23 protein-coding genes, 1 tRNA gene and 2 pseudogenes are annotated in these 26,451 nt (G+C 39.9%); 17 read left to right on the top strand and 9 right to left on the bottom strand.

The features are described 5' to 3' along the window. Both BCG07_RS03475 and BCG07_RS03470 read right to left on the bottom strand, forming a co-directional pair. A partial coding sequence (locus BCG07_RS03475; protein WP_286888676.1) for a PAS domain-containing protein occupies positions 1–917 on the bottom strand: 917 nt, incomplete at its 3' end. A 53-nt stretch (positions 918–970) separates the two neighbouring features. Further along, a complete protein-coding gene (locus tag BCG07_RS03470) occupies positions 971–3,694 on the bottom strand; it encodes an insulinase family protein (RefSeq protein WP_243533043.1) in 2,724 nt (907 codons plus the stop codon). Positions 3,695–3,884: 190 nt separating this feature from the next. Here BCG07_RS03470 and sixA point away from each other — a divergent pair, with 190 nt between their 5' ends. From sixA to BCG07_RS03455, 3 genes and pseudogenes are all read left to right on the top strand, one after another. Next, positions 3,885–4,355 (top strand): phosphohistidine phosphatase SixA, encoded by a 471-nt coding sequence (gene sixA / locus BCG07_RS03465; protein WP_008126942.1) that lies wholly within the window; start codon positions 3,885–3,887, stop codon positions 4,353–4,355. Positions 4,356–4,369: 14 nt separating this feature from the next. Next, positions 4,370–4,722, top strand: a pseudogene (locus tag BCG07_RS03460) (RidA family protein). Between the two features lie 6 nt (positions 4,723–4,728). After that, a pseudogene (locus BCG07_RS03455) lies at positions 4,729–5,467 on the top strand (SDR family oxidoreductase). 1 nt (position 5,468) lies between these two features. Here the strand turns inward: BCG07_RS03455 and BCG07_RS03450 are convergent. Both BCG07_RS03450 and smrB read right to left on the bottom strand, forming a co-directional pair. After that, positions 5,469–6,398 (bottom strand): AEC family transporter, encoded by a 930-nt coding sequence (locus BCG07_RS03450; RefSeq protein ID WP_243533046.1) that lies wholly within the window; start codon positions 6,396–6,398, stop codon positions 5,469–5,471. Positions 6,399–6,425: 27 nt separating this feature from the next. Continuing rightward, positions 6,426–6,983 (bottom strand): endonuclease SmrB, encoded by a 558-nt coding sequence (gene smrB, locus BCG07_RS03445; protein ID WP_006793353.1) that lies wholly within the window; start codon positions 6,981–6,983, stop codon positions 6,426–6,428. A 152-nt stretch (positions 6,984–7,135) separates the two neighbouring features. Between smrB and prmB the strand changes: the two genes are divergently transcribed. From prmB to BCG07_RS03405, 8 genes are all read left to right on the top strand, one after another. Then, the gene (gene prmB, locus BCG07_RS03440; protein WP_243533048.1) at positions 7,136–8,071 is read left to right on the top strand and encodes a 50S ribosomal protein L3 N(5)-glutamine methyltransferase; all 936 of its coding nucleotides are present in this window, start codon (positions 7,136–7,138) and stop codon (positions 8,069–8,071) included. A 103-nt stretch (positions 8,072–8,174) separates the two neighbouring features. Further along, entirely contained in the window at positions 8,175–9,272 is a 1,098-nt protein-coding gene (gene aroC, locus BCG07_RS03435) for a chorismate synthase (protein ID WP_006793355.1), read from the top strand. 121 nt (positions 9,273–9,393) lie between these two features. Further along, positions 9,394–9,786, top strand: coding sequence for a DUF4112 domain-containing protein (locus BCG07_RS03430; protein ID WP_010555972.1), 393 nt, complete (start codon positions 9,394–9,396; stop codon positions 9,784–9,786). Positions 9,787–9,854: 68 nt separating this feature from the next. Continuing rightward, positions 9,855–10,502: a glutathione S-transferase family protein gene (locus tag BCG07_RS03425; protein WP_286888670.1), complete on the top strand. Its 648-nt coding sequence runs from the start codon at positions 9,855–9,857 to the stop codon at positions 10,500–10,502. Between the two features lie 107 nt (positions 10,503–10,609). Beyond that, positions 10,610–11,164 (top strand): elongation factor P hydroxylase, encoded by a 555-nt coding sequence (locus tag BCG07_RS03420; RefSeq protein WP_243533052.1) that lies wholly within the window; start codon positions 10,610–10,612, stop codon positions 11,162–11,164. Next, complete coding sequence (locus BCG07_RS03415; RefSeq protein ID WP_010555974.1) at positions 11,154–12,317, top strand: ATP-NAD kinase family protein; 1,164 nt, start codon at positions 11,154–11,156, stop codon at positions 12,315–12,317. The genes BCG07_RS03420 and BCG07_RS03415 overlap by 11 nt, the downstream gene beginning before the upstream one ends. Then, on the top strand, positions 12,314–12,589 hold the full coding sequence (locus BCG07_RS03410) for a YfcL family protein (RefSeq protein WP_243533054.1): 276 nt from the start codon (positions 12,314–12,316) through the stop codon (positions 12,587–12,589). The genes BCG07_RS03415 and BCG07_RS03410 overlap by 4 nt, the downstream gene beginning before the upstream one ends. Before the next feature lie 145 nt (positions 12,590–12,734). Further along, positions 12,735–14,291, top strand: a complete 1,557-nt coding sequence (locus BCG07_RS03405) for an AbgT family transporter (protein WP_006793363.1) — start codon at positions 12,735–12,737, stop codon at positions 14,289–14,291. Positions 14,292–14,520: 229 nt separating this feature from the next. Here BCG07_RS03405 and BCG07_RS03400 read toward each other — a convergent pair whose 3' ends face one another. The 3 genes from BCG07_RS03400 to BCG07_RS03390 all read right to left on the bottom strand — a co-directional run bounded on the left by BCG07_RS03400 (position 14,521) and on the right by BCG07_RS03390 (position 17,368). Further along, positions 14,521–16,323: a DEAD/DEAH box helicase gene (locus BCG07_RS03400; protein ID WP_006793364.1), complete on the bottom strand. Its 1,803-nt coding sequence runs from the start codon at positions 16,321–16,323 to the stop codon at positions 14,521–14,523. 159 nt (positions 16,324–16,482) lie between these two features. Next, positions 16,483–16,746, bottom strand: a complete 264-nt coding sequence (locus tag BCG07_RS03395; protein WP_010555975.1) for a GrxA family glutaredoxin — start codon at positions 16,744–16,746, stop codon at positions 16,483–16,485. A 127-nt stretch (positions 16,747–16,873) separates the two neighbouring features. Next, positions 16,874–17,368 carry a TlpA family protein disulfide reductase gene (locus tag BCG07_RS03390; protein ID WP_243533056.1) on the bottom strand — a complete coding sequence of 165 codons (495 nt, stop codon included), beginning with the start codon at positions 17,366–17,368 and terminating at the stop codon, positions 16,874–16,876. A gap of 300 nt (positions 17,369–17,668) precedes the next feature. On the opposite strand from BCG07_RS03390, the gene BCG07_RS03385 reads away from it, so the two are divergent. Together BCG07_RS03385 and BCG07_RS03380 are read left to right on the top strand one after the other, a co-directional pair. Beyond that, positions 17,669–18,196 (top strand): redoxin family protein, encoded by a 528-nt coding sequence (locus tag BCG07_RS03385; RefSeq protein WP_039036640.1) that lies wholly within the window; start codon positions 17,669–17,671, stop codon positions 18,194–18,196. Positions 18,197–18,505: 309 nt separating this feature from the next. Next, positions 18,506–18,952, top strand: a complete 447-nt coding sequence (locus BCG07_RS03380) for an Hsp20 family protein (RefSeq protein WP_010555978.1) — start codon at positions 18,506–18,508, stop codon at positions 18,950–18,952. A 64-nt stretch (positions 18,953–19,016) separates the two neighbouring features. Here BCG07_RS03380 and BCG07_RS03375 read toward each other — a convergent pair whose 3' ends face one another. Both BCG07_RS03375 and BCG07_RS03370 read right to left on the bottom strand, forming a co-directional pair. After that, complete coding sequence (locus tag BCG07_RS03375; RefSeq protein ID WP_243533058.1) at positions 19,017–20,573, bottom strand: cryptochrome/photolyase family protein; 1,557 nt, start codon at positions 20,571–20,573, stop codon at positions 19,017–19,019. A 167-nt stretch (positions 20,574–20,740) separates the two neighbouring features. Beyond that, complete coding sequence (locus tag BCG07_RS03370) at positions 20,741–21,202, bottom strand: globin (RefSeq protein WP_008128088.1); 462 nt, start codon at positions 21,200–21,202, stop codon at positions 20,741–20,743. 392 nt (positions 21,203–21,594) lie between these two features. On the opposite strand from BCG07_RS03370, the gene BCG07_RS03365 reads away from it, so the two are divergent. The 4 genes from BCG07_RS03365 to infB form a co-directional block, all read left to right on the top strand. After that, positions 21,595–21,671 (top strand) — tRNA-Met (locus tag BCG07_RS03365). Between the two features lie 282 nt (positions 21,672–21,953). After that, positions 21,954–22,409, top strand: a complete 456-nt coding sequence (gene rimP, locus BCG07_RS03360; protein WP_006793371.1) for a ribosome maturation factor RimP — start codon at positions 21,954–21,956, stop codon at positions 22,407–22,409. 39 nt (positions 22,410–22,448) lie between these two features. Further along, a complete protein-coding gene (gene nusA, locus BCG07_RS03355; RefSeq protein WP_006793372.1) occupies positions 22,449–23,948 on the top strand; it encodes a transcription termination factor NusA in 1,500 nt (499 codons plus the stop codon). A 25-nt stretch (positions 23,949–23,973) separates the two neighbouring features. Further along, positions 23,974–26,451, top strand: a 2,478-nt coding sequence (gene infB, locus BCG07_RS03350) for a translation initiation factor IF-2 (protein ID WP_286888659.1), incomplete at its 3' end; no start/stop codon positions are given.

Here is a 26,451-nt window from a genome sequence, read left to right as displayed (position 1 = left end):
TCTGCTTTTTTTCGCTCTGTTAAATCGGAATAAACAACCACGTAGTTAGTAATTTGGTTTTGCTCGTTTTTAATTTCATCAATTGATATTTCTATTGGCAGCAATACACGCTCATTATTGCGCAGTTTAATTTCTTGCTGAATATGCTCAGTTTGGCGCACTACATCGATAATGTTTTCAACGTAACTTGTATCGTATCCAGGCAAATTAAAATCTTTATTTAGGTATTGTTCGCGCATACCACCAAATAACGTTAAAAAACTGGGATTTATATCGACTAATTTAAAGTTCTTATCGTAAATTGCCAGCGCATCAGTAAACGACTCAACACATTTAGCAAACAGATTTAATCGTTCTTCGGTTGATTTTAACTGTGAAATATCGCGAACAGTGCCTGTCATTCTGAGCGGGGCTAGATTTGCATCTTTTTCGATAACCTTGCCGCGGTCAAGCACCCAATGCCACTTGCCAAATGTATCTTTGACCCGGTATGTGGCCTCAAAAAAAACGCTTTGCTCTGCAAAATGTTTTTTTAGTAGATGCTCAACATGAGGAATATCTTGTGGGTGTATAAGTCCTTTATTTGGTGGGAAACCCATAATAGTGGGGGAGTTCATCATGTATTTATCGTTAATACGAATAACTTCGCCTGTTTTTATATTCCAATCCCACAAGGTGTCACCACTGCCCTCAACGGTACTTTTTAAACGTTTTTCAGAGAGGCGAAGTTGGCGACGAGAGCGCCTAAGCTTGTATATAACAAATAATAGGTATGGCAAAGCGAGCGCAATAATAGCGCTCGATAATAACAGCAGAGTGTCTGAATTGTATTTAAATGAAGACTCAAAGGCGTAAGTATCAAACGAGTAAGCAAGTAATACAGCGAATAGGTTTAGTTTTATTGTTTTTATTATCATTTTTTATTACTACTAATTTACTAATGACAATTTAAAACAAGCACATTCAAGAGTCAAAGAGAATGCGAGTAAACCGCTGTTTTTTGAGATTTATTAACTTTAGCGTTACTTAAAAGCTCGTATCTTGGCCTATCTTCATCAAAAAGTACCAGAGCATAATCTTTAATTTCTTGTAGAGTCAGCATGTTCAGTGCACAAAGTAATCGTTTTTGCATATCAAAATTATGATCTCTATTACCTATAGCAAGCCATAATCGTTGTGAGCGCAAACGTAAGTTTTTGTCTTTTTCTGCAATATGCGTTTTTAAACCATGCTTTTGTTGCTGCCAGCTATACTCGTCTAGCTCATTGATATTACTTAAATATTGATTCACAAAGTGAGTATGGCGATGTAGCAAGGTTTTTGAGTCAAATTTAGGGGACTGTATATAAAAAGCAATGCCTGCCCGGGTGTTAAAAGGCGCGTAACCCGCACCAACCAAATAACCTAATTGTTGTGTTGTGCGCAACTCGTTAAAGTAGTCTTGGTTCATTAAATGATTTAACGCCATCATTTTAACTTTTTCGTTCACGTCATTGGTTTGTGCCTGGTAATACACAACCATGGCATGATCGTTACACGGTAACTCAATTTCATAACGTGTTGCTTTTTTTATTTCAAATAAAGGGCGTCTTAAATCGTCGATAGTTGTGGCATTCTGCAAATGTGCAGCCACCTTTTTTTGAAATTCTAAAGCATGATTTTCTTGCCAGTTACCATGTAAAAAAGACTCTACATGTAACGCCTTAAAAAAGTCTTGTCTAAATTCATTAAATTGCTGGAAGCTTGTTGCTTTTAAAGCGTCTGCTAAATCGTTAGGCTGTGGATTCCAAGGCATTAGTTTTGCACCTAAAATACTAAACAACTCACTAACAGGTTTGTTTTGGTTGCTGTTACGCCAATGCCTAACAAGTTGTTTTTTATACTCGGCAAAGCGCTTTGCACATATATCTACATTAAATAACGCATCTAAAAGTTCATCGACGAGTTCTAATTGGCTCGATGATAACCCTGCAGTATGTAGTGTAAGTCCCCCTTGGTGGGAGGTTAAATGATAACTTAAACCAGCCAGTTCTGCTGGGTAAAACTGCTCGCCAACACTATCCATAAATAAATCGGTAAATAAGCGTGTTAGCGCCATGTGCTTTACGTCTTTTACCGCAAAGTCAGAGTCCATAGCTAAATAAAAATGACCTTTCGCTACTCTAAATGTGCTGTCTTGTTTAAACCAAAAATCAAACCCCGGTTCTTTTACTAAAAGTGTGGGTTGCTCTTGGGGCTTTTCTATTTCGAAAAGCTCAACCTCTTTAGTGAGATATGGGTTTGCAGTGGGTAGGTACATATCTTTAAGTGGTTTATTGATATCACTAAGGGCATCAAGCCAACTAGGTGATACTTTTTCTACTTTATAGGGTGTGTTGTACCACGCAGTTTTATGCTCGGGTTCTACGTCAGGGTGAATGAGTACAATACGCATATTGTTAGGTTTTAACCATTGCATCGCCATTTCGTGCGTTGCTTTATTAAAGCCTTCCATTAGGTAGTCACCTTGTACATAGTTGCATTCGTCATAATGCTGCATATTGATGCTCAAACTACTTACCCAATCAATAAGTCGTGATTTTTCTTGGTTATCAAACGCAATTTGTAAAAGATTTTTTTTGTCTTGATATAAGCGGGGCAGCTTTTCTGTGTTGGCATTAATTAAACATATGTACTCAAAAAGCATTTCGATAATATCTTCAAAATATTCTATACCCTCATCGGTAAGCGCCATGCTGACATTAAAATCTTTAAAGTTACTGCCGTTAATGCCCCCTCCCGCCGAAAGGGCATTTATCCAACCTTGCTCTTTTAAAATAGAATACAGTGAGCCTTGTCCTTCATAACCGAGTAAATGTGCAATAAAACTGACGGTTTTATGTCGGTAAAAGTCATCAATATTAGGCATGGCAAAACTAACGATTAGTTTTTGCATGTGTTTGTGTGGCTCTATGTGTAAAATTTTCCCTAGGTCTTGTTTTCGATAAAGTGGCTCGCTGATCTCAGGCTTTACAGATGCTTTATTTCCTAAAATTTGGCTAAAGTGAGCTTTTACCCAGGTTTGAAGAGTGTCTAGCTTTTCGTTTGCACATACAACTAATGTCATCCATTGTGCTTGGTAATGCTCATTAAAAAAGTCACAAAGTTCGTCGCTAATGCAGCGCTCTCTGTCTGCGAGTGTTTGCAGGTTACCAACAGAAAACTTAGCGAAAGGATGTGCAGGGTTAACCGTTTCTTTATGGGCCTGATAAATGCGACGGGCATCGTCCTTAATTTTTAATTTAAATTCTGCATCAATGGCATTACGTTCTTTTTCTGTTTCATTAGCACTTAACAGAGGGGCAATAAAAAAGCGGCTAAATTGTAATAATGCGTGTTCAAACTCTTGATTGTTTATATCAAAAAAGTAGCAGCTGTGTTCTGTACCGGTCCATGCATTTGTGTTTCCGCCTGATTGAGAAACAAAATTATTAAAGCTTCCAGAGTCTGGAAATTGGTCTGTGCCTAAAAAAAGCATGTGCTCTAAAAAGTGAGCAAGACCTTGCCTGTCAGCAGGATCGTCAAAGTGGCCCGCATTTACAGCCATTGATGCTGCAGCCTTTGTTGAATCTTTATCTTGCACAAGCAATACTTTTAGACCATTGTCCAGTGTAAGGGCGCGGTATGCTCTATTATCATTGCGGCTGATATTCAAATGGTGCTCCTGAAACTAAACGTTTACTTGATAACAACAGAGGATAACTTCAGGGCAGCAAGGGTGTGCTAAAAGATTTACCTGAATGTCGTGAAAGAACTATTTTAGAAAAAATAAGTTTATGTTGTTAATATAGCTGACAAGTGAGCAAACTGGCTACTGTTTATATTCTTTAATCGGTTGATTTTTTATGAAAACAATCTTAATAATGCGCCACGGCGAAGCTGCACCTATGCAGGCCGATGATGCGGCAAGAAATTTAACCCAAGTGGGTCATTTAGAAGCAAAAAAAATGGGGCAGTGGCTTGCCAATACGCAAAAACCGGATGCATTGTTAGTTAGCCCTTACATACGAGCTCAACAAACAGCAAACGGGGTCGCTGAAAGCATCACGTTTAAATATAGCGAAACGTGTGCCGATATTACCCCGGAAGGCAAACCGCATGTTGCAGCTGATTACCTTGAAACACTCATCCAAATGCACCCCGAGTGTAATAGCTGGTTAATTGTAGCGCATATGCCAATAGTGAGCTATTTGGTTGATCAACTTTGCCCAGGAAACATGCCTATATTTAATACAGGCGCTGTGGCTGTCATTCATTACAATGAAAATACGAATCGTAGCGAATATATAAATATAAACGCTCCTGCCGATTTATAAATTAAGAGACTAATATGACCATTGAACGTCTTCAAACCGGTGCGCGAATGAGCCGCATTGTAAAGCACAACGGCACTGTGTATTTGTGTGGACAGGTATGCGCTGATGCTGAAAGGGAATTAAAGAGCAAACGCAAACCATGCTCGATAAAGTAGAAGCATTGCTAGATGAGGCAGGTAGCTCAAAAAAGCATATGTTAAGCGCAACAATTTATGTAAAAAGTATGGAGTATTTTGCCGATATGAATGCTGTGTGGGATGCATGGGTACCAGAAGGTTATGCACCGGCACGCGCTTGTGTAGAAGCCAAAATGGCGCGCGATGCGCTATTGGTCGAAATTTCGGTAGTGGCAGCGCTAAAGGACTAATTTTGTATGAACAAAGCGCGGGTGGTACTCATAACCGGCTCTAGCCGAGGTATAGGGGCAGCCACCGCTGTTTATTTTGCGCGCCACGGATATGATGTATGTATTAACTATAAGACCCATTTAACTTAAGCAGAATACGTTGCCGATAGAGTATGAAGTTATGGTGTACGAGCCGAACCAGTTAGGGCCGATGTATCTCAAGAGATCGATGTTAACGATTTATTTTCACGTATAGATAAAGTATTTGGTCGGCTCGACGTGCTTGTAAATAATGCCGGTGTGCTTAAGCCTCAAATGCCCCTGCTAAACATGGACGCAAAGCGAATTAACGAATTACTCACTACAAACATTACCAGTACATTTATATGTAGCCGAGAAGCCATAAAGCGTATGTTACCCGGTAGCAGTATTATTAATGTGTCATCGGTAGCGGCTAAAACAGGTTCACCTAATGAATACATTGATTATGCAGCGACAAAGGGCGCTATTGATACATTAACCATGGGTCTCGCTAAAGAGGTTGCTTGTAAAGGCGTGCGCGTTAATTGTGTTAGGCCTGGCCTTATTTACACTGATATGCACACAGATGGTGGTGAAGAGGGGCAGGGTAGAACGGCTTAAAAGTAACCTTCCTCTGCGTAGGGGTGGGCAACCTGAAGAAGTGGCTGCTGCAATATACTTTTTAGCCTCACATTCTGCTTCATTTACTACAGGCACTTTTATTGATGTAGCTGGTGGCTTATAAATTAAAGTAAAACCGCTAACCAAAACGTTAAACTCACTACACTTAAAATAGTAGATAGCACCACCGCTCCTGCAAGCGTTGCTTCATGTTGTTTAATTTGACTCGCTATTAAATAGGCGTTTACGCCAACAGGTGAGGCACTTAATAAAACTAGTACGGTTAGTATTTGCGGGTCGAGCTTAAATATATATGACCCAATAAATAGTACGCCTGCCGGCAATATAATAATTTTTAAAATCGAGGCAATTAAAGCAGGTTGCCAGTTTGCTGCTATTTTATAAAACGCTAGGTTTGCGCCCAATACAAATAGCGCACAGGCTATTGCAGGGGTTGCTAATAATGCCAAACTGTCCGTTAAGTTTTTAAATAATACAATGCCCGAAACGTTAATGATTAAGCCGCAACCAATACTTAAAACAATAGGGTTAAGCACCATGCTTTTGCCAAACTGTGACCACGAGAACGAACTGCTATTGCCCTTTGCCCCAATTAAATAGGTCAGTGCAAATAATAAAGTGCTGTGGAAGGTGATGATCATAAAAGCAATGGCTATTTTCTCTTTGCCCAGCGATGCAATAATGATAGGAATACCTACCAACACCATGTTTGAGTAACTAGCCGCAAGGCCAAATACGCCGTGTTTTTGGTAATTTTTACTATTATTTTTATTCAAATAAAATCGGTCGACTAAAATACCTAATCCAAAAATACACAACACCGGGATATAAAAACTTAAAAATGCAGAAAGACTAATGCTTTGCTTTAAGTCTATTTGCGACATATTCAATAATAAAAAAGCCGGCAAACTTATGTAAAAAGTAAATTTACTCAGCCCTGTAATGTGCTGTTTGTTAAAAAAAGAAAGCCGGCAACAGCAATAACCCAATGCGACAATGAATATAAGTGGAAAAATAATAGAAACAATATGCACGTAATTACTTCCTAGTAATATGTTGGGTTAGCGTCTAAATTCATCGCTTTGTGGTAAGTTTATCAAAATAAGTACCGCGCCTTTACCACCGTATTCAAGTGGCGCTTGATGCATTGCAATTACGTCTGGGTGCTGAACTAGGTACTGAGGAATTTTATGTTTAAGTATGCCACCACCAATTCCGTGCACAACACACGCACAATAATAATGTTGTTTTTTACATTCGTGAATGAGTCCTGCTAATTCATCTTTAGCAATTTCTTTGTTTAATCCATGCAAATCAAGCGTTAAATCAGGTGCAAAGTCGCCTCGTCGTAATTGCTTGGGTAAATAAGTGTCGTGCCCCTCTTTTACATAATGGACAGTACCGTGGGTGTCTATATCGGGAATATATTCATCTGAGAAATAAAATTCAGATTGAGCCTGCTTTTTTTGCTGGGCAAATTGCTTTGCTTGTGACACCTTAGGCTTTGTATCAAAACGATGAGTATCTTGTTTAAATACTTTAGCGCCTGTGATCGTTTGGCGAAATAAGTCTATGTCGTCATTGCTTAGGGACGATGGTGATGGAGAGTCTTTTTTCATAACAATTACCTAAACAAAAAAACGTAAAAACGCAGCGCAAAAGGCGGTACAATACTTAAATGAGAGGCAATTGTAATTTGCTAAGCCAATATAGGCAATGCAATCGTCTTAAAGACTCAAAACAGTCAGTAAGCTAATACAGGTAAAAATATATGAGCGATTTACAAATTGAAGAAGCAACACTCGAAGAAGCTGTTGCAGAACTGTCAACTTTACATGACTGGTTACGTTGGACTACAAGCCAATTTGCAAGTAGTAGTATATTTTTTGGACACGGAACAGATAACGCGTGGGATGAAGCTGTGAGCCTGCTTTTACCAGCGCTTAGCTTACCCGTTGATGCACCAAAAGAATTAATGCATGCGCGTTTAACAAGTACAGAAAAAAACCGACTAGCGAGTCTTATTGCTGAGCGTATAAACGACTGCACTCCAGTCCCTTATTTAACTAACATTGCATGGTTTGCAAGCATGCCGTTTTACGTAGATGAACGTGTACTAATTCCTCGTTCACCATTTGCTGAACTTATTAGCAATCGGTTTACGCCTTGGCTTGTTGAGCCAAACTCGGTAAATCGTATTTTAGATTTATGTACAGGGTCGGGCTGTATAGCCATCGCACTTGCACAAGCATTTGAGCAAGCGCAAGTAGACGCTGTGGATATTTCGTATGAAGCGCTTGAAGTAACTGATATTAACATTAATGATTATATGTTAAGTGATCGAGTAATGCCTATACAATCAGATGTATTTAGCGGCGTAGAAGGCCAAAAATACGACTTAATCGTGGCTAATCCACCGTATGTGGATGCTGAAGACATGGCAGACTTACCGCGCGAATTTCACCATGAGCCAGAGCTAGGCCTTGCATCAGGGCACGATGGTCTTGATGTAACGCGAACTATTTTAAGCGAAGCCAGCAATCATCTAACCGATAACGGTTTGTTATTTGTAGAAGTGGGGAACTCTATGGTACATATGGATGCTTTATATCCAGATGCGCCATTTGAATGGATTGAGTTTGAGCAAGGTGGTTTAGGCGTATTTGTTATTAGCAAAAAACAGCTAGATGAGTATTTTTCAAAATAACACGATTTGCTTTAGGTTAATATGAGCTAACTTAAACGTAATTGAATACATGGCTGGGCATATTAGCCCAGCTAATGGTCGTCATTAGGAATGAGGAAAGTTAATGGCAGGTAATAGCATTGGACAGTTATTTAAAGTGTCCACTTTTGGAGAGAGCCATGGCGTTGCTTTAGGCGGCGTTGTTGACGGTACTCCCGCAGGTCTTGAATTAACAGAGGCCGACTTACAAATAGATTTAGATCGCCGCAAACCAGGCCAAAGCCGATATACCACGCAGCGCCGCGAGAGCGATCAAATAAAAATATTAGCAGGCGTTTTTGAAGGTAAAACAACGGGTACAAGTATTGGTTTATTAATCGAAAATACCGATCAACGTTCACAAGATTACGGCAAAATTAAAGACGTGTTTCGCCCAGGCCATGGTGATTACAGCTATTGGCACAAATATGGCCTTCGTGATTATCGCGGAGGTGGCCGCTCGTCTGCACGTGAAACCGCAATACGCGTAGCAGCTGGCGCCATTGCTAAAAAATATTTAAAGCAATTTCATGGTATTGAAGTAAAAGCATGCTTAAGCCAACTAGGTCCTATTAAAGCAGAAAGTTACGATTGGGATGAAGTTGAAAACAACTTGTTCTTTTTTCCTGATGTAAGCAAGCTAGAAGCGCTCGATGAATATATGCGTGACCTAAAAAAACAAGGTGACTCAGTAGGCGCTAAAGTTAAGGTAGTGGCAAGCAATGTACCTGTAGGGTTAGGTGAGCCTGTCTTTGATAGGTTAGATGCTGAAATTGCGCATTCATTAATGAGCATTAATGCCGTTAAAGGTGTAGAAATTGGCGATGGCTTTGACGTTGTTGAACAAAAAGGCTCAGAGCATCGTGATGAACTAACACCTGAGGGTTTTACATCTAACCATGCTGGTGGTGTGCTTGCAGGTATCTCTACAGGGCAAGACATAGTAGCGTCTATTGCGTTAAAACCGACGTCAAGTATTACTATCCCTGGTAAGAGCATTAATACAAGCAATGAAGCGGTTGAGATGATCACCAAAGGTCGTCACGATCCGTGTGTGGGCATTCGAGCAATACCTATTGCTGAGGCTATGATGGCTATTACATTAATGGACCATTTACTGCGCCAGCGCGGGCAAAACCCGCATGTAAACCACGAACACGGGCCTATTAACGGCTCTGTATAATGGTTTGAATTTAGTCACTATAAAAGCGCGTTTTTCGCGCTTTTTGTTTATGTAAAATAGTTAATGTAGTTTAAGGCGCAGTTCAACTTTACCGTTATATAATTTTCCATAGAGGTAAATTATGCAGAATTCAATTCAAACACACAGTAAATACGCTAAACAAAAAGCAACCCTTGCGCGCCTTGCACGTTTTAGCCAATTAACCGACAGTAGTATTCGTTTTCCTTTCACAAACTTTAGGTTTGGTATTGAGGCGGTGATTGGTTTTGTGCCCGTTGTAGGGGATGTGATAGGGCTTATTTTATCTAGTTACGTATTATTTGAGGCTCAAAAGTTAGGTATTAGCTGGCATGTTAAACTGCGGATAATTATTAATATGCTGATAGATTTTTTTATCGGATCAATCCCTCTTTTTGGCGATATATTTGATGCGTTTTTTAAAGCTAATACCCGAAATACACACATACTTAAAAAGCATATTACTAAGCAACTAAATAAAAACAGTAACGGGTAATTTTTAGTATTTATTTCGCGGTTAATTAATGTACAGTTGAGAAGTTCGTTTTTAACAAGGAATAGGTAATGGAATTATTTATCGGCAATAAAAACTACTCAAGCTGGTCATTGCGCGCATGGTACTTAATGAGCAAATTTGAATTGGAGTTTGATGAAATTCAGCTTGTACTCGATACCCCAGACTTTTACAGCGAGTTAAAAAAACATTTTACAGTTCAAAAGGTACCCGCATTAATTGATGGTGATTTACACGTTTGGGACTCACTTGCTATTTGTGAATACATTAACGATGCGTACCTTTCGCAAGTTGCCTGGCCTAAATACGTAACGCAGCGTGCAACTGCACGAGCTTTAAGCGCTGAAATGCACTCAGGCTTTATGGCGCTTAGAAGTGAAATGCCAATGAATATAAGGGCAAAGCGAAAAATTATACTTTCAGATGATGCTAAAAAAGACATCGCCCGCATCGACGACATATTTGCTAAACAGCAAGAAATTTACCCAAACCAGTGGATGTTTGGCGATTTTAGTATTGTTGATGCAATGTATGCCCCCATTGTACTGCGATTGAAAACTTATCAGGTAACCTTGTCTAAAGCCGCTAATAGTTATTGCCAACATGTATTAGCATGCCCTGTAATACAAAGCTGGATAACTCAAGCACTGCAAGAAACCGATATTGTTGATGCAGATGAAGCCGGGGTTGATTTATAAATATAGGTCAGTAAGCGACTTTTACTTTAGCTATAAAAGCCCGTACAATTCGTCTCGTTTTTAGTGCGCCAAAAGGCGCTTTAACCGAGACGAATTAGTCGTATTATATGCATCAAATCGCTGATCTTATTTCTATTTTCGAAAACACATTTTACCAAAGCCATAATACAAGGCTGATCAAAGGTGATTGTGAGCCCGTGTACCTTCCCGCAACACAAGACATTCCTTATCATCAAATTGTGTTTGCACATGGTTTTTATGCCAGTGCCTTGCATGAAATAGCCCATTGGCTGGTTGCGGGCATTGATCGTCGACAACAAGAAGATTACGGCTATTGGTATTGCCCCGATGGCCGCGATAAACACCAGCAGGCTGAGTTCGAAAGTGTAGAAGTCAAGCCACAAGCCATTGAATGGCTATTAAGCACCGCAGCGGGTTTTCCCTTTAATGTATCGGTAGATAATTTAAATGGTGAGCAAACATGTCGTTTTGATTTTCAAAAGCGGGTTCACCAGCGCGTGCTTACGTTGATTGAAAGTGGTTTTAATGCACGAACTCAATCATTATTAATCGCACTTACTCGTTTTTATCACACACCATGGCCAATGACTGCAAATCAGTTTGATTGGCAACACCCTCAGGAGTTTTGTGATGCAGTTTAAATTAGGTTTAATTATAAACCCTGTAGCAGGATTAGGCGGAAGTGTCGCCCTCAAGGGAAGCGATGGGGCGCAAACCGCAGCAAAAGCGATTGAGCTAGGTGCACAACCTAAAGCAAATAGCCGTACTAAAGCCGCACTAGAAATACTGTTACCGTATAAAGAGCAGCTTGTTATTTATACCGTAAATGGCGAAATGGGCGAACAAACAGCAAAAGCTTTAGGTTTTAATGTTGAAGTTGTATACAACACAGACGCAGTAACAACGCCAGATGATACCGAGAGTGCCGCACAGGTGTTAAAAAATGCCGATGTAGATTTAGTTCTATTTGCAGGTGGCGATGGCACCGCACGTAATATTTGCCATGCCATTGAAGATACTGTCCCAGTGCTTGGCATTCCTGCTGGCTGTAAAATCCACTCTGGCGTATATGCCATTACACCAAAAGCTGCCGGGCGAGTTGTTGAAATGCTCGTAAAAGGCGAGTTAGTGACGTTAGCTGATGCCGATGTAATGGATATTGACGAAGACGCATTTAGGAAGGGTACAGTAAAAGCTAAACGCTTTGGCGAAATGCAAATACCCAGTGAAGTACGTTATGTGCAAGCTGTAAAAAATGGCGGTAAAGAAACAGACGAATTAGTACTTTCAGATATAGCTGCTTACGTTGTGAGCGAAATGGACGAGGACACACTTTACATTATGGGTAGTGGTTCAACAGTCGAAGCTATAATGGAAGAAATGGGCCTTGAAAATACTTTGTTGGGTGTTGATTTAATAAAAGATCAAACACTTGTAGGCCAAGACCTAACAGCCGCCGACTTACTTGAACTTACCCACAAGAAAAAGACCAAACTTGTGATCACTTTAATTGGTGGGCAGGGTCATATTTTTGGTCGTGGAAATCAGCAGCTAAGCCCTGCGCTTATCCGCGCTATTGGCAAAGAGAATATTATTGTTGTTGCAACAAAAACCAAGCTACAGGCATTGAATAACCGCCCGTTAATTTGCGATACAGGCGACAACGAACTAGACGACGAATTAACAGGTTACATAAAAGTAACCACCGGATTTAACGACCATATTATGTATGCAGTAGGGCACCAATACCAAGATGAAACGGGTGCTATACAAAATCAGGAGATAAACAAGTGACCTTAGTAAACTATATTGACGCGGCTCAACAGTATTATGATGATTTAGTTATCAAAGCAACGGATGACGAATTATTTGCAGGCGGCTACTTACGCGGTCATTTTGATCTTGCTGTAGGCTATGCTGAAGTTGAGCAACTTGCTATCAGTATTGATCAGTTAAACGAAACAGTAGAGCAAAGTCTTGTAAAAGCGTACCGTAACGGAGAACTTAACGAAGAAGACAAGGCACTAGTTGTTCGCTTATGGGAAGAAGTTAAAGCGCTCGCTTAGTAACCAAATGAACAAAAAAAGCACGATTATCTATGGTAATCGTGCTTTTTTTATTTAACGTTCCTAAAATAGCTTTTTACGTTAATTTACTGTTGCGTATTAATGCGATATTGTTACTTAAATAAATTTTAATGAGCGAAATACAATGAGTAATAATCAAGATGCTTTACCTTCAGGAGTTGTTGCGCGCTTCTTGAATGTAGTTGAGCGGGTTGGTAATAAGCTACCTGATCCAGCAATTATATTTTTATTTGCTATGTTATTAATATGGGGTTTGTCGTGGTGGTTTTCTGGCGTAAGTTTTGATGCAATTGATCCGCGTACAGGCGAAGCAATTATTATAAACAACATGCTTGCAAGCGATTCGTTGGCCACTTTTTTATCTTCAATGGTAAAAACATTTACCGGCTTTGCTCCTTTAGGCGTAGTACTTGTTGCTATGTTAGGTGTTGGTGTCGCTGAGCACTCAGGCTTTATTAATACAGGCCTTAAGCTAATGTTAAAAGTAACGCCTAAAAAGCTGTTAACACCGTCTATTATTTTAGTTGCTATTGTAAGCCATACAGCCACGGACGCAGGTTACGTGCTTGTGATACCGTTAGCTGGCGTAATCTTTTATGCAGCAGGAAGGCACCCATTAGCCGGGATTGCAGCGGCATTTGCCGGTGTAAGTGGTGGCTTTGGCGCCAACTTTATTCCATCTGGAATAGACCCACTACTACAAAGCTTTACACAAAGTGCTGCTCATATTATTAATCCTGATATGTCGATAAATCCATTAAATAATTGGGCGTTTGCATCAGCATCAAGCATGTTTATTGTATTACTGGGTTGGTATATTACCGATAAGATTATTGAACCTCGTTTACAAAATACGCCTCTTGATGGAAACAGTGAAGACTTACCTGTTTTTGAAGATGCGCGTAGCGATGAAAAGCGCGCATTCTTCATAGCAAGCAGCGTAATGATTGCAGGCATTGCTTTACTCGCTTACGTGTCTGCGCCGGTAGATTCAGCCATGCGTAGTAGCGATGGCTCCTTAACTAATTTCCGTTCACCTTTGATGCAATCTATTGTGCCGTTGATCTTTTTGTTATTTTGGATCCCAGGCGCAGTATATGGCTTTACAGTAGGTACATTTAAAAGCTCTAAAGATATGATAGATGCCATGAGCAAGGCAATGGGCGGTATGGCTTACTACATTGTTATGGCATTCTTTTGTGCGTTATTTATTGCTGCCTTTAGCAAATCTAACTTAGGGGCATTACTTGCAATCGAAGGGGCGCAGTTATTAAAAGCAATGGCACTTCCAAGTTCGGTAACGGTGGTAGGTATTATATTTTTAACCGCATTTGTTAATTTATTTGTAGGCTCTAGCTCGGCCAAGTGGGCATTACTAGGGCCGGTATTTGTACCTATGTTAATGCAACTGGGTATTTCACCTGATTTAACGCAAGCGGCTTATCGTGTTGGTGATTCTAGCTCTAATATTATTACACCGCTTATGCCTTACTTCCCATTAGTTGTGGTTTATTGTCAAAAGTACGTTAAAAGTACGGGAATTGGTACGCTAATAGCGATGATGCTGCCATACTCGGTTGCATTTTTAATTGGCTGGAGCTTGTTTCTACTCGGTTATTGGGCATTGGGTATTCCGCTAGGGTTAGATGCAAGTTACGTGTATCCAGCAGTAGCGCCTTAACATAGAGCATTCGGTACAATACAGTAAAAGCCTCACTATTAATAAAGTAGTGGGGCTTTTTAGTTTTAATTGAATGATTTACACAGAAGTTTATAGTCGCCTTGCTTAGAAGATAATCATGGTTTGCGGTTGTGAGTTACGCAGAACAGCTTGAACCATTACTTAAATTTTAGACACAAAAAAACCTTGGCACTTTCATACCAAGGTTTTTTTATTAAAGAACTGTTGCTTACTTAGCGGTAAAGCTAACTGGGCGACGTTCTTTACGAGGTCCGCTACGCTTATCACCGCGTGGGCCATCGTTACGTTTTCTATCACCAGATGGGCGTTCGCCACGTGGTTCAGCTGGGCCTTGATCTTGTGTAATTGTCATACCCATTGGGCGTTTACAAATAAACACTTTTTGGAAATGATCTAGTACATCTTTAGGCATGTTTTGTGGTAACTGAACAGTGCTGTGTTGATCGTGTAAACGAATGTCACCAATAAACTTACTTGAGATATCAGCTTCGTTAGCAATTGCGCCAACAATATTCTTAACCTGAACACCATGCTCACGACCTACTTCGATACGGTAAGTATCCATAGGGCCTGCATCACGGCTGTTACGCTCGCGCGGTTTACGTTCAGAACGTTCACCACCACGTTCGTTACGACGTCCGCGATCACCACGGTCATTACGTGAATTGCGTTCGTTACGCTCACGTGGTTGAATCTTAACTTCTTCAACTTTAATTGGCGACTGTTGCTGTGCCAAACACAGTAAAGCACCCGCTAAGTTTTCAAGAGGAAGGTCAAGCTTTTCAGCCATGTTAGTAGCCACTTCGTTAAAGAACGTAATGTCTTTGTTTTCAAGCGCAATACTTAATTTTGCTTGTAACGCAGCAATACGTTTTTCTTCAACAACTTTAGCTGTTGGTAATTCAACCTGAGCAATTTCAGACTTAGTATGACGAATGATATTTTTAAGTAAGTAACGTTCGTTATGCTTAACAAATAAAATTGCTTTACCAGTACGACCTGCACGACCTGTACGACCAATACGGTGAACGTAGGCTTCAGAATCTTGTGGAATGTCGTAGTTGATAACTAAGCTTAAACGGTCTACATCGAGACCACGAGCTGCTACGTCAGTTGCAATAACAACGTTCAGCATGCCACTTTTTAAGCGGTCAACAGTGCGTTCACGTGCTTGCTGGTTCATATCACCATTAAGCGGAGCTGCAGAGAAACCTTCGCGCTCTAATAATTCAGCAAGTTGAACGGTATCGTTACGTGTACGTACGAAAACAATAGCACCTTCGTATTGCTCAGCTTCTAAAAAGCGAACAATCGCTTTGTTTTTATGTACGCTTGCGTTCCAAAACACTTGCTCAACAGACGATACTGTCGAGTTACGCGCAGAAATATGAACCTGTTCAGGGTTATTCATATATTTGCTGCTGATGTTTTGAATTTGCTTAGGCATGGTCGCAGAGAAAAGACATGTTTGCTTTTCGCGCGGTGTTTTTTCCATGATGTTTTCAACATCATCGATAAAGCCCATACGTAACATTTCATCGGCTTCATCAAGTACAAGTGCTTGAAGAGCATCAAACTTGATAGTGCCACGGTTTATATGATCGATTAATCGACCCGGAGTAGCAACAATGATTTGAGCGCCACGACGAAGTGCGCTTAATTGAATGCTGTAGCTTTGGCCACCGTATAGTGCTAATACTTCAACACCACGAGTACCTTTTGCATATTGTTCAAATGCCTCAGCAACTTGGATCGCAAGCTCACGTGTAGGTGTGAGTACAAGGATCTGTGGCTGTTTCACAGACGGGTCAATATTGTTTAGTAACGGCAGTGCAAATGCTGCGGTTTTACCTGTACCCGTTTGTGCTAGTCCCAGTACGTCCTTTCTTTCTAGCAATAACGGTATACATTGAGCTTGGATTTCAGATGGTGTCTTGTAACCCAACTCTTCAACTGCCTTCAAAATTGCAGGAGAAAGATTTAGAGATTCAAACGTGACTGGTTCTGACATTAATACGCCTCAACGAATTTAAAGAGGCGCGCATTATATAGGATTAGCGAGGCAAATGCTTGTATAAATTAAAACTAATTTGTATGTGCTTGATGTTGGTTGAAATTTAACCAGTTCAATTGTGGGATTATTGAACTGGTTAACAAATTTAATACACGACTACTTGTACAAGCCTAGGTTTTCTTTTGCATAAGCTTCAAATTCGGTAAAACCGCCAATGTGGCTTTGATCAACAAAAATTTGCGGGACAGTAGGGCAAGGTTTACCTGCTGACTTTTCTAAATCGGCTTTGCTTATGCCTTCTTTTATGATGTCGATGTAACGAAATTTAAAATCATCGCGCTCGTTGGCAAGTTGCTCTGCAACATCTTTGGCACGAACACAAAATGGGCAGCCTTCACGGCCAAAAATTACTGTAAGCATAGTGCTCTCCTTTATTTGATTGAATTTAGTTTAAATGATTAAAAAATATAATAAAGCGCAAAAAAGTGATTGTGCCATTCTATTATTGCGATGAACATTAATTTGGCCGAGTCATGAACGGCATAATTCACCACGTCCTTGCCGCTATTCCTAATTGGGTTGAATAGCCCATTGCGTGTGCTGTTATCTGTAAATTTGCATTTATTACGTAGTAAGTTGGAAAAGCGCTTACTTTATAATTTGATTGGGTATATTGATTACCAAGAAGTATGGGCATACTTAGGTTTAAGTCATCAATAAATTGAGTAACTTGTTGCTCATTTTTATAATCAAGGGCAATACCAATTACATTAATGTCTGAGTTTATTAAGGTGCTTTGTAAGTTGGGCATGCTGTAGCGGCATATTGTGCACCAAGGAGCAAAGAAATACACAATGGTTGTTCTCCCTTCAAGCTCTGCAATACTAAATCTTTCGTTATTTTTATTTAAAATAGTCAAGTTAAAATAAGGGGCAGGAGTATGGTTTGTTTCAAGTAAATTACGCGTTTGGTAGGCACTTGCTAAGTAAAACACGAGTATTGCTAAACTTAAATTTATTAACGTGCTACGTATTAATGCCATTGATTTTATCTGACCTATTTATAATTAAAAGCCAACCCTAACATAAATGCTAAGCAGCCACTGTTATTTGATAGGCAGAGCTTTAGCGTTTGCTTGAGTATCAAGCCCAGTTGCTAGTAAAGCCTATGTTAAAGTTTCACTGCTTTACACAAATCAGGCCTTTAGCTAATAAGGTCTGCTGATTACGTTAGAAATTTCCTGATTACATTTTAATGGTTGAATTTATAACTTTAACCCTAAGCTCTATATTTGAGACGAACATATAGAATATGTTTTTTAACTGCAAAGGAGATCAAGATCATGAGCAATTATTTACAACCAGCAATGAAAATGCCTTCACTTAAAGTTAAAGATAATGAGAACAACCTTGCTGACGTGTCGGCTCGACAGACAGATTTACCCTGGAAAATGATAGTAATCTATCGCGGAAAGCATTGTCCATTATGTACTAAACAACTTAATGCACTTGCTAAAATGAATGATAAATTTAAAGATGCAGGGGTAGAGATTGCCGCTGTTAGTGGTGACAGTCACGCACAATTAACAGAGCATCTAAACGATTTACACGTTAATTTTCCTCTTTATAGTGGGTTATCATTAGCTCAAATGACTGATTTAGGCCTGTATATTAGTGAACCACGCAGTGAAAAAGAAACCGATCACCCATTTGCTGAACCTGCTATTTTTGTAATTAACGAGCATGATCAAATTCAGATACTAGATAAATCAAATGCACCTTTTTCACGCCCTGATTTAAATGATTTGTTGGCTGGCATTGAATTTATTCGCGAAAACGATTATCCAATTCGTGGCACATTAACACACTAATTAGCGATGAATACTTAGCGCTAATCTACAATACTGAACAACCATTTTGAGGCATTAAAAGCATTTGACTTTTTAATGCCTCAAAATGGGTTACTAATTTCACTAGTTTATAAAATGAGGAATTTTTTTAAATATTTTAATTTATTTACTTGAAAACATTTTTACCGTCCATATATAGTTTAGTAGGACGCCTGATGGGTCCTAAACTAAACCTAAAAAATTGAAATTTATATTATTAATTTATATTTGTTAGCGCTTGTTCAAATGAAAAGTGCAAACAAAATATCGCTTAAATATGAGGATATTATTATGCGTACAGTAGACTTATCACCACTTTATCGTTCATTCATTGGGTTTGATCATTTAGCGTCTTTAATGGATGCTGCGGCGAATACAGACAAGCAGCCGAGCTTTCCTCCTTACAACATTGAAGCACTCGATCAAGACAGATACCAAATCACTATGGCTGTTGCCGGATTTAGCGACAACGAGCTAAGCATTGAGTCAGAAAATAACACATTAAAAGTAGCGGGTATAAAAGCTAATAAAGATGAAAACAAAGAACGTAAGTTTATTCATCAAGGAATTGCAGAACGCAATTTCGAGCGAAAGTTTCAGCTAGGAGACCATGTTAAAGTACTTGGCGCCGACTTAGCAAACGGCTTACTTACTATAGAGCTTAAGCGCGAAATACCTGAAGCATTAAAACCGCGCAAAATTGAGATTGGCCAAGGACGCTTACTAGAAGATAGCTAATCTGGTTTTAACAACATTTTTTCCCTTATTATTTGGCCGCCTCTCCTGAGGCGGTTTTTTTGTGTCATAAAGACTCAATGTTATTTATGTAGTGTGTAGCTTGATTAAGTGTGTCTTCGCGTAATTCATCGCTTTGCTTATCCCAATTTCTATAAACCATGCCTATGCGTGGGTTTTTCTCTAGTTTTTCGCGGTGTGTTTGCATAAAACGCCAATATAAACTGTTCAGTGGGCAAGCTTTATCCCCCACTTTTTGTTTCACGTCGTATTGACAATTTTTGCAGTAGTCGCTCATTTTATTAACGTAATTACCACTTGCAGCATAGGGTTTGGTTGCAATAATTCCATCGTCTGCAAATTGACTCATTCCACGTGTGTTGGGCATTTCTACCCACTCGATGGCATCTATGTAGACACCTAAGTACCAGTTATCAACTTCGTCAGGGTTTATTCCGCTGAGTAAACAAAAGTTACCAATGATCATCAAGCGCTGTATATGATGAGCATAGGCAGTATCTAAGCTTTGCTTTAATGAGTGGCTCAAACAGTTCATTTTTGTATTACCATCCCAAAAATATTGAGGGAGCTTATTATTGGCTTTTAGTTGATTTTTAGTCGCGTAGTCGGGCATGTTTACCCAATAAACAGCACGAACGTATTCTCGCCAACCGAGTATTTGTCTGGTAAACCCTTCAACTTGTGAAAGAGATATCTCGTCAGGCCGTTGCTCGAATTCAGATATTACACGTTTGATTACATACAAGGGGTGAAGAAGTTTAGTGTTTAGGGCAAAAGAGAGCCTGCTATGGTAAAGACTGGTATTGTCTTTACTTTGATCTGTCATTGCATCCTGAAACTTACCAAAATTGACAAGTAAATGCTCACAAAAGTATTCAAGAGACTCTTTGGCTTGCTTACGTGACGTAGACCATTCGAGTTTTCCTTCTTTAATTTCTCCAAAGTAAACGATGTTGTGTTTTTTTAAACGAGCGAGGATATGACTTACATCGTTTTTAAATAATTTAGGCTCTGGGATAGATTTTAAGTCTTGCTTAGAGAATTTATTGCGGTTATTACTGTCGAAGTTCCATTTACCGCCAGCTGGCTTATCGTCCTCCATTAATAAATCATATCGTTTACGCATAGCACGATAAAAGTGCTCCATGGTCACGTGCTTATCTTTTTTGAATCGATCTTTAATTTCGCTAAAGGGCAGTAAAAAATGCTCTGAGTCATATGCTGATACATTTATTTCGGATGATTTTTCAAAATCAGCTAATTGCGATTTTAACCTAAATTCGTCTGGGTATAAGTATTCTATGCAGGAGCAGTTATATTCCTTAGCAACACGATTTAGTAGTGCGGGTAGGTGTTTATCTTCGTGTGTGTCGTCTAGGGTTAAGTGCAATACATTAAAACCTGCAGATTTTAACGCAGTTGCAAAGTTTTCCATCGCATTAAAAAAAGCACAAAGCTTTTGCACATGGTGTTTAACGTAATTGGTTTCTTGTTTTAATTCTGCGACAAGATAGAGAACATCGTCTTCTTTACCTTTAAACCAAGAATGAGAAGGATTGAGTTGATCGCCTAAAATGAGTCTTAAGGTTTTGTAAGTCGCCATGATTAAACCAAAAAAAATGAAATTTGTACGAGGGTGTCTGCTTAATCGATCGCTGTAATATTAATAACAAATTGTATAATTTGAGCTTTATTTAAATATTCGTTAATGAGTGTATAAACACTCATCAAGCATCAAATTTGATATGAGTAGGCTCAATTAAAAGCGCCTTAGTTATTATTGCTTTGCTTTTGCTTAGAAAGTTGGGTTAAGCACACCACGTTAGAGACGTTAAACAGCGTATCATTCGTATAGCGTTCAAAGTAAGTAAGCACTTTGCGCCATGCTAAATGACTTTCTTCATTAAAAAACCGACCTAAATGCTCAACTAATGTTACATAAAATATATCAGTCAGAGGTTTAATATCACTCTGCTGAATATTTAATTTTTTTAAAAACTGTAAGTGATGGCTCAGAAATGGCGCAACCGATGATGGATTATCAATATTTTTGATTATGCGCTCTAAGGTACAATATAAAATATAACTTTTTTCGTTAAACTGTTCAGCTGTTAGCGTGTTCATCGAAATATCTGACTCTACAAGCTTTCTATGAAAACGCGCGGTAAATGCATGAAAGTTTGGTTTTATGATGCCAATACTTTTTAATAAAACAGATTTATGTGAATTCATCAGAGCCTCACAGAAGATTAAAAACTTATTTTTATTATTTTTATTATTATAGCTCGCGTAACAAAAATTACACGTTTTTTGATATAAAAGTATTAATTCATTGATAACTTTTTGAGTTCTATTGTTTTTTTAAATAAAAGTGAGAGTAGTTATTAATTCCATTATTGTGATTTTACTAGGCTTAAACAGCAAATGGTTAGCCGTTTAAAATAGGTTTATACCCATAATAGGTATAATGTTTTATTTCCTTATATCTGATTTGAACTGTATTTCCAAAGTTATTGGTTATTATGGTTGCTAATTATCCCCAACATCCTTATAATAGCGACCATTGTTTAGTCTGTTTTAAAACAGCTAACAGCGATGTTAAATCAAGGTTTGATATCTATTGGCGCGGGATGGAGCAGCCTGGTAGCTCGTCGGGCTCATAACCCGAAGGTCGTCGGTTCAAATCCGGCTCCCGCAACCAATTCTACTAATAAGTGAGAACTTATTATTTTATATCGCGCATTCTATGTAATGCGCGTTTTGCGTTTAAGCTAATGTAGTTTAATTTGGTCAGTTACTGACTCGCAACCAAGCTCGGCCCTAGGCCACACAGTTTTATGCTTTATTGGTGTGACGCCCCGCTTGGTTCGGGGCGTTGTTGTATCTGCACCTTTCTTAATTTATGGCGGTTGTCATTAAATTAAAATTTAAACTCAGTATTTTAGGGCTATAAGCCCTTTTTTTGTTTGTATGGAGGATTTTCGTGACAAAACTTGAACAAGATTTAGTAACCATGTTAACGCCTGCGGTAGAAATGTTAGGCTTTGAGTTACATGGTCTTGAATTTGTACAAGCGGGTCGCCATTCTACCTTAAGAGTATATATTGCTCATGAGGATGGGATCTCAGTTGATAACTGTGCGGACGCTAGTCGCCAAATTAGTGCGATTTTAGATGTCGAAGACCCAATTACAAATGAATATGATTTGGAAGTGTCGTCTCCTGGTGTTGATCGTCCATTATTCAAACAAGATCACTACGAGCAGGCGCAAGGAGAGGAAGTACGCGTGCGTACTAAACTTCCACAAGACGGTCGTCGAAATTTTAAAGGCGACTTAATAGCAGTTAGCAGCGATATGATCACACTATCTAGTGATGGTGTAGAGCATTTGATCATGCTTAGTAATATAGAACGTGCGAATTTAATCGCAAAGTTTTAAATTCGAGTGCGAAGGAATAGGGCAAGCGAGGCATTACCCATGGCAAAAGAGATATTATTGGTTGCTGAAGCCGTTTCCAATGAGAAAGCGGTTCCAAAAGAAAAGATTTTTGAAGCATTAGAGTTCGCATTAGCGACTGCGACAAAGAAAAAACACGATGGTGAAATTGAAGTACGTGTATCAATTGACCGTAAAACAGGTGATTACGATACGTTCCGCCGCTGGCAGATTGCTGAAGTATTAGAGGATGGTTCATTAGAAAATCCTTACAGCGAAATAACATTAGAAGCTGCGCAGGTTGAAGAGCCTGACTTACAGCTAGGTGATTTTGTTGAAGAGCAAATTGATTCAATCAAATTTGACCGCATCACAACACAAATGGCTAAACAAGTAATCGTACAAAAAGTACGTGAAGCTGAGCGCGCTTTAGTTGTTGACGCATATAAAGACCAAGTGGGTGAGTTAGTAACAGGTGTTGTTAAAAAAGCAACGCGTGATTCAATCGTACTTGATTTAGGCAACAACGCTGAAGCAGTTATTTACCGTGATGACATGCTACCACGCGAAAACTTCCGTCCAGGCGACCGTATCCGTGGTCTTTTATACGAAGTTAAGCCAGAAGCACGCGGCGCACAGTTATTTGTAACGCGTTCTAAGCCAGAAATGCTGATGGAATTATTCCGCATTGAGGTGCCAGAAATTGGCGAAGAAATGATTGAACTTCGCGCTGCTGCACGTGATCCAGGTTCGCGCGCTAAAATTGCTGTTAAGTCAAACGACAAGCGCATTGATCCAATTGGTGCATGTGTTGGTATGCGTGGAGCTCGTGTTCAAGCTGTTTCGTCTGAACTTGGTGGTGAGCGTGTTGATATCGTTCTTTACGATGACAACCCTGCACAATTTGTTATCAATGCAATGTCGCCAGCTGAGGTTGCTTCAATAGTATTAGATGAAGACACTCATTCGATGGATATCGCTGTAGAAGCCGATAATCTAGCACAAGCGATTGGTCGTAATGGTCAAAATGTTCGTTTAGCAAGCCAGTTAACTGGTTGGGAACTAAACGTTATGACTGTTGACGAGATGCGTACTAAAAATGAAGCGGAATCAGATAAGTTACTTAACTTATTTACTGAAAATTTAGATATCGATGATGAGTTTGCAACCTTACTTATCAACGAAGGTTTCTCAACACTTGAAGAAGTGGCGTACGTGCCAGCCTCTGAGTTTTTAGAAATTGACGGTCTTGACGAAGAAACGGTGGATGTTTTACGTTCACGCGCTAAAGATGCATTAACAACTAAAGCACTTAAAACGGAAGAAAGCTTAGAAGGCGCAGAGCCAGCTGAAGACTTACTTGCGCTTGAAGGCTTAGAGCGTCATCTAGCATTTGTAATGGCAAGTAAAGGTGTTGTAACACTTGAAGACTTGGCTGAGCAAGGTATTGACGAGCTAGTCGATATCACAGAGCTTTCATCTGAACAAGCAGGTGAGCTGATTATGGCTGCACGAAACATTTGTTGGTTTGCAGACGAGTAATTTATTAACGGAGGTATTACACACTATGGCAGAAGTAAATGTTGAAAAACTAGCCGGCGATATAGGTACAACTGTTGATAAATTGCTACAGCAATTTTCGCAAGCGGGTATCACTAAGCAGGCAACTGATAATGTAACTGAAGCTGAAAAAGCAACGTTACTTGATCATTTAAGCAAATCACATGGCGGCACGGGCTCTGAAGGCCCTGCACGCATGACTTTACAGCGTAAGAGCAAAAGCACATTAAATGTGACTGGCTCTACAGGTAAAGCGAAGGCGGTTCAGGTTGAAGTTCGCAAAACACGTACATACGTGAAGAAAAGCGCGATGGAACAAGAGCAAGAGCAGCAACGCTTAGCCGCTGAAGAAAAAGCCCGTCTTGAAGAGCAGCAAAAAGCTGAACAAGCTGCAGCTGAGTTAAAGGCAAAACAAGAGGCAGAACGTAAAGCGAAAGAAGACGCTGATCGTAAAGCCAAAGAAGAAGCTAAACGTAAAGCAGACGCTGAACGTAAAGCGAAACAAAAGCAGATGACCCCAGAGCAAAGTGCTAAGTCTGAGAAAGATCGCATCGAAGCTGAGCGTCTGCAAAAAGAAGCAGAAGAGGCCGCATTGAAGAAAGCTGAAGAAGAAGCGAAACGTCAGGCAGAAGAAGCAAGAAAACTAGCTGAAGAAAACTCGGCGCGTTGGAAGAAAGAAGAAGAAGAGCGTAAGAAGCGTGAAGAAACAGCAGATCACCACCTTACGACTTCAACTTACGCACGTGAAGCAGAAGATGTAGCTGATGCTCGTGAAGAGCAAGGCTCTCGCCGTGCTAAGAAAAAGAAAAAAGCGCCAGCAAAAGATAAGTTTGCAGCGTCTAAGGGTAAAAAAGGTAAGCTAAAAGCACCTGCATCATTACAGCATGGTTTCCAAAAACCAACAGCTGATGTAAAAAATGAAGTACGTATTAGCGAAACAATTACAGTGGCTGAGCTTGCATCACGCATGGCAGTTAAAGGCGCTGAAGTTGTAAAAACAATGATGAAAATGGGTGACATGGTTACAATTAACCAAGTTATTGACCAAGAAACTGCGCAACTTGTAGCAGAAGAAATGGGCCATAAAGTTATCATCGTTAAAGAAAACGAATTAGAGCAAACAGTACTTAACGACCGCCATGAAGATGGTAAGTCAGAGCCTCGTGCGCCAGTTGTTACTGTAATGGGTCACGTTGACCATGGTAAAACATCAACGCTTGATTACATTCGTTCAGCAAAAGTTGCTTCAGGCGAAGCCGGTGGTATTACGCAGCATATTGGTGCATACCATGTTGAAACAAATGGCAACATGATCACATTCTTAGATACTCCGGGTCACGCCGCGTTTACATCAATGCGTGCTCGTGGTGCTAAAGCAACTGATATTGTAATCCTAGTAGTTGCAGCCGATGATGGTGTAATGCCACAGACTAAAGAAGCGGTACAGCATGCTCGCGCAGCGGGTGTTCCTTTAATCATTGCTGTGAACAAAATGGATAAAGAAGGCGCAGATCCAGATCGCGTTAAGAACGAGCTAGCACAGCTTGACGTTATCCCAGAAGAATGGGGCGGCGACACGCAGTACGTTCATATCTCAGCTAAAACAGGCTTGGGTATTGATGAACTACTTGAAGCAGTACTTATGCAATCTGAGCTATTAGAACTAACTGCACCAAGTCAAGGTATGGCTGCAGGTGTTGTAATTGAATCACGTCTTGATAAAGGCCGTGGTCCAGTAGCGTCTATCCTTGTTCAGTCAGGTACACTTAACCAAGGTGACATTGTATTATGTGGTCTTGAGTACGGCCGTGTTCGTGCTATGCGCGATGAGAACGGTAAAGATATCAAGTCTGCAGGTCCTTCTATTCCAGTAGAGATTTTAGGCCTATCTGGTATCCCTGCAGCCGGTGATGAAGCAACGGTAGTTAAAGACGAGCGTAAAGCGCGTGAAGTTGCATTATACCGTCAAGGTAAATTCCGTGATGTTAAATTAGCACGCCAGCAAAAAGCGAAACTTGAAAACATGTTTACTAACATGGCTGAAGGTGACGTTTCTGAAGTTAACGTGGTACTTAAAGCAGACGTTCAAGGTTCTATCGAAGCGATTTCTGATTCACTAACTAAGCTTTCTACTGACGAAGTAAAAGTGAAGATTGTGGGTTCTGGCGTTGGTGGAATCACAGAAACAGATGCAACGCTTGCTGCGGCATCTAACGCGATTGTTGTTGGCTTTAACGTTCGTGCTGATGCATCTGCACGTAAAGTGATTGATTCTGAGAACCTAGACTTACGCTACTACAGCGTTATTTACGCCTTAATTGAAGAAGTTAAGCAAGCGATGTCAGGTATGCTTGCACCAGAATTTAAGCAAGAAATTATTGGTCTTGCTCAGGTTCGTGACGTGTTCAAATCACCAAAAATTGGCGCAATTGCAGGTTGTATGGTGACTGAAGGTGTTATTAAGCGCAGCGCGCCTATCCGTGTA

The organism is Pseudoalteromonas sp. ESRF-bin5, assembly GCF_002632075.1.
In the GTDB taxonomy this organism is placed as follows: domain Bacteria; phylum Pseudomonadota; class Gammaproteobacteria; order Enterobacterales; family Alteromonadaceae; genus Pseudoalteromonas; species Pseudoalteromonas marina.
The sequence above is the reverse complement of the archived record's forward strand: the minus strand, read 5'-3'. Positions and strand labels throughout refer to the sequence as shown.